This is a genomic window from Stakelama sediminis, from assembly GCF_014199335.1.
GTDB classification, from domain to species: Bacteria; Pseudomonadota; Alphaproteobacteria; order Sphingomonadales; family Sphingomonadaceae; genus Sphingomonas; species Sphingomonas sediminis.
Genome location: NZ_JACIJI010000002.1, coordinates 547,261 through 560,021, shown reverse-complemented (window position 1 = coordinate 560,021; position 12,761 = coordinate 547,261). Strand labels below are relative to the sequence as shown.

Annotated in this window: 7 protein-coding genes; 4 read left to right on the top strand and 3 right to left on the bottom strand. The window is 60.9% G+C overall.

All coding sequences use genetic code 11. The features are described 5' to 3' along the window. Nucleotides 1–2: 2 nt before the first annotated feature. A complete protein-coding gene (locus tag FHR23_RS09140) occupies nucleotides 3–554 on the bottom strand; it encodes an HdeD family acid-resistance protein (protein WP_184003067.1) in 552 nt (183 codons plus the stop codon). Nucleotides 555–666: 112 nt separating this feature from the next. Here FHR23_RS09140 and dnaE point away from each other — a divergent pair, with 112 nt between their 5' ends. Both dnaE and FHR23_RS09130 read left to right on the top strand, forming a co-directional pair. Further along, nucleotides 667–4,155 carry a DNA polymerase III subunit alpha gene (dnaE, locus tag FHR23_RS09135; protein WP_184003065.1) on the top strand — a complete coding sequence of 1,163 codons (3,489 nt, stop codon included), beginning with the start codon at nucleotides 667–669 and terminating at the stop codon, nucleotides 4,153–4,155. Nucleotides 4,156–4,174: 19 nt separating this feature from the next. Next, entirely contained in the window at nucleotides 4,175–5,767 is a 1,593-nt protein-coding gene (locus FHR23_RS09130) for a long-chain fatty acid--CoA ligase (protein WP_184003063.1), read from the top strand. 26 nt (nucleotides 5,768–5,793) lie between these two features. Here the strand turns inward: FHR23_RS09130 and FHR23_RS09125 are convergent, their stop codons facing one another. Both FHR23_RS09125 and FHR23_RS09120 read right to left on the bottom strand, forming a co-directional pair. Then, nucleotides 5,794–6,810, bottom strand: a complete 1,017-nt coding sequence (locus FHR23_RS09125; RefSeq protein ID WP_184003061.1) for a FecR domain-containing protein — start codon at nucleotides 6,808–6,810, stop codon at nucleotides 5,794–5,796. After that, nucleotides 6,807–7,340 (bottom strand): RNA polymerase sigma factor, encoded by a 534-nt coding sequence (locus FHR23_RS09120; RefSeq protein ID WP_184003059.1) that lies wholly within the window; start codon nucleotides 7,338–7,340, stop codon nucleotides 6,807–6,809. The genes FHR23_RS09125 and FHR23_RS09120 overlap by 4 nt, the downstream gene beginning before the upstream one ends. Nucleotides 7,341–7,541: 201 nt before the next feature. Between FHR23_RS09120 and FHR23_RS09115 the strand changes: the two genes are divergently transcribed. Both FHR23_RS09115 and ggt read left to right on the top strand, forming a co-directional pair. After that, nucleotides 7,542–10,949, top strand: coding sequence for a TonB-dependent receptor (locus FHR23_RS09115; RefSeq protein ID WP_246359818.1), 3,408 nt, complete (start codon nucleotides 7,542–7,544; stop codon nucleotides 10,947–10,949). A 13-nt stretch (nucleotides 10,950–10,962) separates the two neighbouring features. After that, complete coding sequence (gene ggt / locus FHR23_RS09110; RefSeq protein ID WP_246359791.1) at nucleotides 10,963–12,747, top strand: gamma-glutamyltransferase; 1,785 nt, start codon at nucleotides 10,963–10,965, stop codon at nucleotides 12,745–12,747. Nucleotides 12,748–12,761: the final 14 nt, after the last annotated feature.

Genomic DNA, 12,761 nt, shown 5'->3' with positions numbered 1-12,761 from the left:
GATTAGGCCGGCTTGCGATGCGACAAGGCCCAGACGATCGCGTTGATACCGGTGATCAGGAAACTGATACCGAGGATATATCCCGGAAGCGTCAGTGCCGACAGCGGCAGGGTGAAAATCACCAGCAAAGCGAGCAGCAGGTTGATCAGGCCAAGCACGAACATCCAGGTGCGATGGCGTTGCAGCTTCATGCTCCAGGCGATTTCCAGCCCACCGCGCAATACCAGCCAGGTAACGATGAGCAGCGTCAGGGAGAAAGCGCCCGCCGCCGGTGCCCACCAGATCAGGATGCCGATAATCAGCGACAGGATGCCGAACAGCACCGCATAGCCGTTGGTTTCATGCCCGCGCGCGGCAAATGCCATCAGCAGCGCGGAAACGCCCGCCAGTATCAGGAAGATACCGACGACGAGCGCGCTCGCCAGCGTTGCGGCAACCGGTGCAAGCAACGCCAGCAGGCCGATGATTACGGAAACGATCCCATAGCCCAGCATCCAGTGCCAGCCGCGACCGGCAGGTGCGAGTTCGGTGGTCATGCGTTCGAAATCTTCCATCGTCAGCATCCTTTCACATGCGCAACGAAAACGCGTAAATCCGATAGCTGTTCCGTGCAACAAGCTCTGATCACAGGTTTCCCGAATCATTCGGGCAGGGCATAGTGGCCAGATGGCTCACGCAGGATATGTTCCGCTTCGCATTTTTTCTTCCTACACGATGCTGGATGGCGCAATCGAACCGAAGGCGATTGCCAAACAGGCGCACATACTGGGCTTCCCTGCCGCCGGGTTGACCGACCGTAACGGTCTGTATGCCTCCATGGCCTTTTCCGATGCGTGCATCGGCGGTGGGGTGCAGCCGGTGCTGGGCACGATGCTGACGGTGGCGCGACCGGGAATGCCGGAAACCGCGGAGCCGATTTATGACTGGCTCGCCCTCTATGCACAGGATTCGACAGGATATGACAATTTGTGTGCGCTGGTCAGCATGGGCCATCTCGACCGGCCGATCGAACAGCCCGCGCATGTCGAATTGTCGGCGCTGGAGGGACGTACTGACGGGCTGATCTGCCTGACCGCAGGCGGGGAGGGTGCACTGGCGAAACTGTTCGCTGAGGAACAGGCCGAGGCGGCGTTTTCTTATGCCGACCGGTTGCAGGCGCTGTTCGGCGACCGGCTGTATATCGAACTGGTACGCCGTGAAGACCCGGTGGAGATGCGGGCCGAACCGCACCTTCTGGACCTTGCCTATGATCGCAACCTGCCGCTGGTCGCGACCAATCCGTGCTGTTTTGCCGAAGCCGAATTTCATCAGGCGCATGACGCGATGTTGTGCATCGCCAATTCAACCTATGTCGCCAGCGAGGAACGTCCGCGCAGTTCGCCCGCCGCGTGGATGAAACCCGCCGACGAGATGAAACGGCTGTTCGAGGATTTGCCGGAGGCAATCGACAATACGCTGGTCGTTGCGCAGCGCTGTGGGGTGGCGGCACCCAAGCGCAAGCCGATCCTGCCCAGCCTTGCCGGTGATCGGGAGGGTGAGGCGAAGATGCTGCGCGAACAGGCGGAAAAGGGGCTGGAGGCGCGGCTTGAAAAGGCAGGGATAGCCGACGATGCGGCGCGTAAAAGCTATTTCGAGCGGCTGGACTATGAACTGGGCATCATTGTCCAGATGGGGTTCCCCGGCTATTTCCTGATCGTTGCCGACTTCATCCAATGGGCCAAGGCGCATGATATTCCGGTGGGACCGGGACGCGGTTCGGGCGCGGGATCGCTGGTTGCTTGGGCGCTGACGATTACCGACCTCGACCCGCTGAAACTGGGTCTGCTGTTCGAACGTTTCCTGAACCCCGAACGTGTGTCGATGCCCGACTTCGACATCGACTTCTGCGAAACCCGGCGCGGCGAAGTCATTCGCTATGTTCAGGAAAAATACGGTCGCGATCATGTCGCGCAGATTATCACCTTCGGAAAGCTGAAGGCGCGTGCGGTGCTGAAGGATACCGGCCGCGTGCTGCAGATGAGCTATGGTCAGGTCGACCGGCTGGCGAAGCTGGTGCCGAACCTGCCTGCCGACCCATGGACGCTGGACCGCGCGCTGAACGGCGTCAGCGAACTGGCGGCGGAATATAAAAATGACGTGGACGTGCGCTATCTGCTCGATCTGGCGATGAAGCTGGAGGGGTTGCCGCGCCACAGTTCCACCCACGCCGCGGGTGTGGTGATCGGCGACCGGCCGCTGTCGCAACTGGTGCCGCTCTACCGCGACCCGCGATCCGATATGCCGGTGACTCAGTTCGACATGAAGTTCGTCGAAACCGCAGGGTTGGTGAAGTTCGACTTTCTTGGCCTCAAGACGCTGTCGGTGCTGCATGAGGCGGTTCGTCTGCTCAACCGGCGTGGCGTCAGCGTCGATCTCGATACGCTTAACTGGGATGATGAGGGGGTGTATGAGCTCCTCAAGCGCGGCGATACGGTCGGCGTGTTCCAGCTGGAATCGGAAGGGATGCGGCGCACCCTGTCGGCGGTTCGGCCCACCAATTTCGGCGACATTATCGCGCTGGTTTCGCTTTATCGCCCCGGCCCGATGGACAATATTCCGCTGTTCGGCGCGCGCAAGAACGGGCGCGAGAAGGTGGAATATCCCCATCCTTTGCTCGAACCGATCCTGAACGAAACCTATGGCATTTTCGTCTATCAGGAACAGGTGATGCAGGCTGCGCAGATCCTGGCCGGATACAGCCTGGGCGGCGCGGACCTGTTGCGCCGCGCGATGGGCAAGAAGAAGAAAGAGGAGATGGACAAGCAGCGCGCCATCTTCATCGAAGGCTGCGCCAAACATAACAATATCCCCGAAGCCAAGGCGAACGAGTTGTTCGATTTGATCGACAAGTTCGCCGGCTATGGCTTCAACAAGAGTCACGCGGCGGCCTATGCGCTGCTCGCCTATCAGACCGCATGGCTGAAGGCGCATTATCCGCATGAATTCTTCGCAGCGTCGATGAGCTTCGACATGCACCAGACGGATAAACTGGCAATTTTTGTCGATGATATGAAGCGCCTCAATATCGTCTGCGCGCCTCCCGATGTGAATGCCAGCGAGGCAGCATTTTCGGTCGAGCAGGAAGGGGATGGACTGGCAGTGCGCTATGCGCTTGCCGCGCTGAAGGGCGTGGGCGAGCGCGCAATGGAATTGCTGGTTGAGGAGCGGCGTGCAAAGGGCGCGTTCCGGTCGCTCGACGATTTTGCGCGGCGTGTCGATCCGCGCCTTTTGAACAAGCGGCAGTTGGAAACGCTTGCCGGGGCAGGCGCGTTCGATTCGATCGACCCCAACCGCGCGGGCGTACAGGCAGCGGCCGAAACGCTGCTGGCCGTAGCGTCCCGGACGCATGAACAGCGCACCAGCGGACAGGGCGGATTGTTCGGCAATGACGATGGCGGTGCTGCGGAACCGGCAATCCGCCTGCCGACCAGCGCGCACTGGTCGCTTGCCCAGCGCAGTGAGGCGGAAAAGGATGCGTTCGGTTTCTATTTCTCCTCGCATCCGCTCGACCGCTATGCGCATCTCGCCAAGGTACATGGTGCGCGCACGATTGCGAGCATCGCGGAGGTGAAGCTGGCCGAGGGTGCGCGCACCACCGCGACGCTGGCGACCCTGATCGAGGATGCGCGCTGGCGCACGTCCGCGCGCGGACGGCGGTACATGATGGCCGTGCTTTCGGACACCAGCGGGCAGTGCATCGCCACCTGTTTCGAAGACGGTGCGACCGATGCGCTGGAAGAAGCCGGGCGTGCGGGGGAATGTGCGATTCTGGACGTCGAACTCGACCGGCGAGCGGGTGAGGACAGCGCGCGGGTGTCGATCAAACGGGTACGGTCGTTCGACGCGCTGGCCAGTGAGGCGCGGCTGATACTGGATTGCGGGATTGAAGACCGGACGGCCATCGACCTGCTTGCTGAAATGCTGGCCGACCGACGAGGCGGGCGGTGTGAGGTGGCGCTGGCCCTGCCACTGGGCGACGAAGGAGAGGCGGTGGTGGTCATCGGCCGCGACTTTCGGATCGACGGGGAGCTTGCCGAAGCGATCGGCGCACTGCACGGTATCACCCATGCGGATCTGAAGCCGGCGGAAATCAACAGACTGGCAGCCGTGGGATAACCGGCATGGAGAGGATGCGATGCTTGGACAAATGCAGGAGTTCGGCCTTCGCGTACCGCGGCTGATCGATCACGCCGCGCGCGAGCATGGCCGACGGGAAATCGTCAGCCGCTGGGCGGACGGTAGCGAGACGCGAACTGACTGGGCAGGCGTGCATAGGGACGCCCGAAGGCTGGCGCAGGCACTCGAACGAATGGGTGTGAAACCCGGCGACCGGGTGGCGACGCTGGCGATGAATCACCACCGGCATCTGGTCGCCTGGTACGGAGTGATCGGCATGGGTGGCGTGGTGCACACGATCAACCCGCGCCTGTTCGATGATCAGCTTGTCTATATCGGCAATCATGCCGAGGATCGCGTGCTGCTCTATGACAAGATGTTCGAGCCCGTGGTCGAGCGACTGCGCGACCAATGGACGACGATTACGCACTGCATCTGTTTTGACGACCTTGGTCCCGACGGGTTCGAGGCGGTGATCGGACGCGAGGATGGCGATTATCGCTGGGTTGAGGGGGACGAGCAGAAGGCCTGTCTGCTGTGCTATACCAGCGGTACGACCGGCAATCCCAAGGGCGTCCTCTACAGCCACCGCTCGACGCTGATCCATGCGATGGCGGAGGTGCAGCCGGATGTATTCGAACTGGCGAGCCGATCGGTTGCACTGCCCATCGTGCCGATGTTCCATGCGGTATGCTGGGGCCTGCCGTTCGCGGGCGCTGCGGTCGGGTGTAAGTTCGTGTTTTCCGCCGTGAATGATGCGGGCGTGCTTTGCGACCTCATGAACCGGGAAAAGGTAACGCACAGCGCAGGGGTGCCGACGGTATGGCTGGCGATGTTCCAGCATATCGACGCCACCGGCAAACAGCCTGAGCACCTTCAGGTCGTGACGATTGGCGGCTCGGCGGCGCCGCGCTTCATGATTGAGCGGATCATGAAGATGGGCATTCGCGTCAACCATGCCTGGGGAATGACCGAAACCTCCCCCATCGGGACCATTGGCGCGCTGCCGCCCGGATGGGAGGATATGTCTTTTGACGAGCAGGTCGATCTGGTCGTACGGCAGGGCCGGGTGCCGTTTGGGATCGAGATGCGGATCGTCGATGACGATGGTGTGATTTTACCGCGTGACGGTGAGCAGTCCGGGCGGCTTCAGGTGCGTGGACCATGGGTCATGCAGCGCTATTTCAGGGAAGAGGGGGACGCGCTGACCTTGGATGGCTGGTTCGATACTGGGGACGTAGCGATCCTGCATCCCGACGGCACGATGCAGATCACTGACCGGTCGAAGGACGTCATCAAATCGGGCGGCGAATGGATCAGCTCGGTCGAACTGGAAAACGCCGCGGTCGGTTGTCCGGGCGTAGCCGAAGCGGCGGCTATCGGGGTCAGGCACCCCAAATGGGATGAACGCCCGGTGCTGCTGGTGGTGCGAAAGCCGGACAGCAAGGTGGGCGAGGACGCTATTCGCGATCATCTGGCGCAACATGTCGCGAAATGGTGGTTGCCCGATGCAATTCTGTTCGTCGACGCATTGCCGCATACCGCGACCGGCAAGCTGCTCAAGACGGAAATTCGCAAGCAGTATCGCGATTTCAGGCTGGAGACAGTCTGAATACCGGGAGCGTTACACAATTCACGTCAGGGAGCCGTATCGCCGTCCTGTTGCTGCGGGCCTGAACCGCTTTCTGCCGTTTGACGGCGTTGACCGGTTTGCGTTGCGGTATCGGTCCTGATGATATTCGGTTGCGCGACCAGGTTCTTGAGCGCGCTGGTATCGCCCTGCGTAATCAGCCCGTAAATGGGCATATTCGCCTTTGCCGGATCGGCCAGCACGACCTTCTGATCCGTATAGCGGTTGACCGTGTCGATCACCTGAGAAAGCGGCTCGCCATTGAAATACAGCATTCCGCGTGTCCAGGCGGTCGTCAGGTCGATATTGGCGTTCTGACGCGCCGTTATGAACGCTGCCTGCGTGTCCCGGGCTGTCTTGTCGAGGCCGAAATCAACCTGCTGCCCCTTGCGCGCCAATCGGGAAAGGTTGCTGTCGCTTTCCGAATTACGAGAGGCGACGGCGACCTTGACCACGCCTTCGACGACCGTGACCTGCGCTTTGGATGGGTGGTCCAGCCGGACGTCGAACGCCGTGCCCACTGCGGTGACTGATCCGCCGGCGGCACTGACGATGAAGGGACGTTGCTTGTTGTGCGCGACCTTGAACAGGGCTTCCCCACGCACCAGCCGGACGCGGCGATGCGCCTTGGTATAGCGAATGTCGACCCGGCTGTCGGCGGCCAGCGTAACGACCGAGCCATCAGGCATGTCGATGACACGTTGCTGGGCGTTCCCCGACGCGAAGACGACGGGTGCCTGCGCCGACCGGTTGGCGTGCAAGGGCAGCCAGTCCCAGGTGAAGGCCAGCATCAGGCACGCCGCAATCGCTGCCGCCGCCAGCCCGAAGACATAGGGCTGCGGCCACCGCAGAATGCGGCGGTCAGGCTCCGCCGCACTGTCTGCGGGGCGTTCGAACTCACCCAGCCAGTTCCAGAAGGCTTCCGCCTCTTCCCGGTCGGCCGCGGAAACCGATTCCGTTCGTGCATCGAACATGCGTTCGAACGTCACTTGTGCCTTCGCACCCAGATCGTGCTTGTCGGTCACTGCTCACCTCCACGGTGGTGACCGAGCCGCGCATATAGATGCGTCATCGCCGCCGTCATATATTTTTGCACCATGCGGTGGCTGATGCCGAGCCGGGTCGCAACGGCGCCGGTGTCGAGATCGTCGAACCGGCGCATGAGAAATACTGCGCGGCATTTCGGGGACAATTCCGCCAGCGCGGCTTCGAACATGTGTTGCAGGTCGGCGCGACTGCGCGCATCCTCCTGGGTCGGACGTACCGGAATCTCATTTTCCGGGTCGCAGTCTGTAGTCGGCGCTCGCTTCGCGCCGCGATGCAGATCGGCAAGCAGGTTACTGGCGATGCGGAAAAGATAGGCTTGCGGCTCCAGTACCGGATTATCGCGATTACGGGCCAGAAGGCGCAGATAGGATTCCTGCACAAGGTCTTCGACCAGATCATGGTCGCCGATACGACGCGTCACGAATTTACGCAATGCGGAGAGATAGAGCTTGATCTGCTCGTCCGTATCGGCATCGCCGATGGGTACATGAGCAAACCGCCTGTGCATATTCCCTTTCGCCCCCGCAGGTATCCGTCAATCCTATGACGTTGTAGCGTCACAAATGCGAACATAATGTCCATTGATTCATGCGCGCATGGAAAAAAATTACATTTTTTCGACATTGCGGGTTCGTTTTTTTGACGGCGTAGCGTCATCGAAGTGCAAGGCCGGAAATCGGCCAACCGTCTCAAAGGGGGGACCTTGACGATGAAGACCATGCTGCTGGCAGGTGCTGCCTGCCTGATTGCCACGCCCGTTTTTGCTCAAACGAGTCCGACGCCGATTGCACAGCAACGCATCCAGATTGATTTGCCCGCGCAACCGCTCAGTGCGGCGCTGTTTCAGATTTCACGTTCCACCGGATTGCAACTGATCTTTACCGACAGCGCCATCACCCGCCTGCGCGCGCCTGAACTGTCGGGCAAATATACCGCGCGCGAAATGCTGGACGTCGTGCTTTCGGGAAGCGGGTACACCTATCGCTATACTGCTCCCGATGCCGTGCGGATTGTCCGCGCCGGACGGCGTAACGCCCATATGACCGCCATTGATTACAGCGCGGCGGTGGCATCCTCGGCCGCGAAGGAAGGCGGGCAAACGGGTACTGCTACCACGGTACCGCAAAGCGCGCCTGCATCTGTTCCTTCGGCTGATGAAGGCAAGAGCGATATCGTCGTCGTAGGCACGCAGATTCAGGGTAGTAAGGTAGCCGAGGCGCTGCCCGTAACGGTTCTCAACAGTAACCAGATTGCCGCAACCGGCGCGGTGTCGGGCGACGAACTGTTGCGGTCGATCCCGCAGCTTGGCGATGTCTCGTTCAACTCCGCCTATCTGCCCCAAAGCTCAAACGCGGCGCGTGGCGATGTCGGCTCGATCAACCTGCGCAATCTGGGTGTCGGCAATACACTGCTGCTGATCGACGGCCGCCGAGTGGTCCACCATCCCACCAGCCGCGCCAACGACCAGCTTGTTCCGGTGCTGACCTATAATGCCAACGCCATTCCGGTCGCGGGTATCCAGCGGCTGGAAGTGTTGCGCGACGGTGCGGCGGCGATTTACGGATCGGATGCAGTTGCCGGTGTGGTCAACGTCGTGCTGCAAAAGGACTATCAGGGTGCCAGCGTAAGCGCCCAGTACGGTCTGGCTGAAGGTACCGGCCTGCACGAATTCAGTGCGAACGGCATTGCCGGGACATCGTTCGCCAATGGTGCGGGCAACGTCACGGTCTTTGCTGACTATACGCATCGTTCAATGCTGCGCGCGGAGGACCAGTATTATACGGCGTCGGACGACAAGCGCGATCTGTTTGCGGGCACGCGTTTCGACGGGTCGACGTCGCTCGACGGACGGTCGACGACCACGCCCTGGGGTTATTTCGGGGTCGTGGGTGCCAGTGGCGGCGTTTATCAGAACGGCACGCGGATTACCTCTTCTTCGGGGCTGTTCCACATTCAGCCACAGACAAATCCCGATTGCAGTGCCACCCTGCCGAATGGGATCTGTATCGGTTCAGGTTCGGCCGCCACCTCAACTGTTGATCGCAATTTGCGCTATGATCGTACGGCATCGTCCAATGAGACGATCATGCCGGAAACCGATCGCGGAAATCTGTACGCGACCGCGCATTACGAAATCGCACCGGACGTTGTGTTGTTCGGAGAGGGCGGGCTTTATCTCGCCAAGACGCGAAGCTGGCAGTACGCCACCTATAATCTCAGCTCGATCCCGATCACGGTCCCGGCAAGCAACTATTACAACCCGTTCGGTGCGGTAACCCTGCCGGACGGTTCGCCCAATCCCAATCGTCTGCCGGGGCTGACCAATGTGCCCGACGAAGGGCTTCCGGTCACGCTGAAGCGCTATGATTTTTCCGATACCGGCCCCAACCTGGTGGAGGTGACGAACAGCGAATACCGGCTGGTCGGCGGCATCCGCTGGCATATGGCCGGATTCAAGTTCGAATCCGCCGCGCTCTATTCGGAAGCGCGCGTGCACGATCGGACGACCGCACTCAGCGCAACGCTGGTCCAGCAGGCGTTGGCGCTGTCGACGCCGGATGCCTATGATCCGTTCAATGGCGGCAATCTGGAAAATCCCAGTATCGGCGACACGACCAAGAGCAATCAGGCCACCATCGATGCGATGAAGGTTTACGCCAATCGCATTGACAAATCGACACTGGCGTCTTGGGATATCAAGGCGTCGCGGCCCGATCTGATCCATCTACCCGGTGGCGATCTGGGCATTGCGATCGGTGCGGAGGTGCGTCGCGAAACACAGAGCGACGATCGCGATCCGCGTGCGGACGGCACGATCACCTTTACCGATTCCGTGACCGGCGAAACCTATGGCAGCGATATTGTCGGCACCAGTCCGTCACCCGACGTCTTCGGGCGGCGCACGGTAGAGTCGGCATATGCCGAACTGGCCATTCCGGTCATTTCCCCCGACATGCACGTGCCGCTGGCCTATAATGTCGAGTTACAGCTTGCGGGCCGGTTTGAGCATTACAGCGACGCAGGGTCGGTGGCGAAGCCGAAAATCGCCGGCGCCTGGGACATTGTCGACGGCTTGCGCATTCGCGGTTCCTATTCCGAAGGGTTCAAGGCACCGAATCTGGAGCAGGTCAACGCAACCGTCGTGACGCGTTCCAATACGCGCACCGACTATATCCGGTGCGAGGCGGACCTGATCGCCGGGAGGATTTCAAGCTTTAACGATTGCAGCGAAACCCAAGCGGTGATTTCTCAGCGCTCAGGCAATCCCGACCTGAAGCCTGAGACATCAAAATCCTGGACGGTGGGCGTGGTTCTGCAACCCAAATTCATTCCGTCCCGGTTCGGCCAACTGACGATCACTGCCGATTACTGGCATGTGCATCAGGAAGGTATGGTCGGAATCTTCGGCGACTCCAATTCGATCATCAAGGACTATCTGTTGCGTACGCAGGGCAGCAGCGATCCCGATGTCGTGCGTGCCACGCCGACTGCTGACGATATCGCCGAATTTGCAGGGACCGGAATCGATCCCGTTGGTGAGATCCTGTACGTCAAGGACGCCTATCGCAACCTGTTGCCGCAGACGGCGGAAGGCATCGACCTGGGCCTGATCTGGAGCGTGCGCGATACCGGCGCAGGCGACTTCACGCTGAACTTAAATGCCGCGCATCTGGGTAAATTCTATCTGTCGCCTTCGCCCGATATTTCGGCATTGATGTCAGCGCAGAATGCAGGAGACATCGATCCGTCTATCTATATCAGCGGCGGCGGCGATTTGCTGCGTCAGAACGGTAAACCGGAATGGAAACTGTCGGGTAGTCTGACCTGGAGCCTCAAGCAGTTCCAGGTGGGTGGGTATACCCAATATACCAGCTCCGTCGACGATACCGGTCTGATTGACGATGACGGCAATCCCTGGCTCGTCAGCGGACGCACGACCGTCAATCTCTACGGGCAAGTCACCATCGGGGCGAAGGGGTCGCACCAGTATCGCCTGCGGATCGGCGCACGCAATCTGTTCGATGTGGCCCCACCGTTGAGTTCGAACGGCTATGAGGCGGCGCTTTACAACCCTTATGGGCGCTATCTGTACGTCAACGTCCGCGCGACGCTGTAAGGAAATGGCGGCCATGCTCCTCAAACTCCCCATCCGTACCATGGCCTGCCATGCCGCCGCCGCAGTCGCGGCGGCGGCGCTCCTCGCTCCGCCGCTTGCGGCGAAGCAGGCGGCCGAAACCGCAACCGCGGCAAAGTCTCCGGCCTATGCCAAAACCGGCGGGGATATTGTCGGCTACGGCTCCATCCATCATCCGGTCATCGGGCGTGACGGCATGGTGGTCAGCCAGAACGGCTATGGTGCGAAGGTAGGGGTGGCGATCCTGCGCAAGGGCGGCAATGCCGTCGATGCAGCGGTTGCAACCGCTTTTGCCGAAGCGGTTACTCTGGCGCGAGCCGGTAATCTGGGCGGCGGCGGCTTCATGCTGATTCATATGGCGCCGCACGACGGCCAGCCGGGAAAGACGGTGGCGATCAACTTTTACGGCATTGCCCCGCATAAGGTGACGCCGACACTGTTGCTGAAACCCGACGGGTCGTTCGACCATGCAAAAAGCTGGTCGTTCAAGGGCGTCGCGGTGCCCGGTACGGTGGCCGGTCTGTGGGCCGCGCATCACCGCTTCGGAAAGCTGCCGTGGAAAGACGTCGTGCAGCCTGCGATCGACTTGGCCACTAAGGGTGTAATTCTGAGCGATGCAGAGGCCGATGCCACCGCTCAGGAGGCAAAGACGCTCGCAAAAGACCCCGGCGCGCGGGCGGCCTATCTGAAACCCGACAGCACCCCGTACAAGCCGGGGGACCTGTTTCGTCAGCCGGATCTGGCGCGCACGCTGACCGCGATCCGCGATCATGGCCGTGACGGTTTTTACAAGGGCTGGGTGGCGCAGAAGCTGGTTGCCGCGATGAAAGCCAATGGCGGTATTATCGACCAGCAGGATCTCGATTCCTATCATGCCGACGTCACGCCGCCGATCTGGTCCACCTATCGCGGCTATCGCATTGCCTATCAGCCGCCCACCGCGTCGGGTGTCAGCGTTGCCGAGGCGATGAATATTCTGGAAAACTTCCCCGTCGCGAAAATGGGCTGGGGCAGTGTCGCGGACCTGCATGTATTGGCCGAGACGATGAAGATCGTATCGTCCGACCGGCGGCTGGTCGGCGGCGGGCCGGACTGGAACACACCCGTCAAAGGGCTGACGAGCAAGGCGTATGCGGCCAAACGCGCGGCGCTGATCAAACCCGATACTTCGCTGAGCGGTAAGACGATGCCGAAGGGCGATCCCTATCCGTTCGAGGGCAAGGACACGACGCATATTTCGGTTGCCGATGCCGAGGGGGATGTCGTCTCCACCACCTATACGCTCAGTTCTTCTTATGGCGCGCATGTGGTCGCACCGGGAACGGGGTTCCTGCTCAACAACTCGCTGGGGAATCTTGCCTGGGGTAAGCGGGCGGCGGTATACAAGGCGATGGAAGTGATGCCCGGCAAGCGGGTCGGCTCCACCATCACGCCGCTGATCGTGTTCAGGCAGGATAAGCCCTGGATCGTGTCGGGTACGCCGGGCGGCGGAACGATCATCGCGACGATGGTGCAGATGCTGTCGAACGTGATCGACCATCACCTTAACATTGCCGAGGCGGCCGAACGTCCGCGCATTAACCAATATGGTGGTGACGGGCCGCTGGAAATGGAAGCCGGATTCTCGCCCGATATCGCCCGCCTGCTGGAGGAAAAGGGTCATCGTGTGGTGCCGTCCAAGACGATGGGCAGCACCCAGTCGATCATGATCGACGGCGATAAATTTCTGGGCGCTGCGGATACAAGGCGACCGGACGCGCTGGCGCTTGGGGTGCGCTGACCAGCACCGGCTTA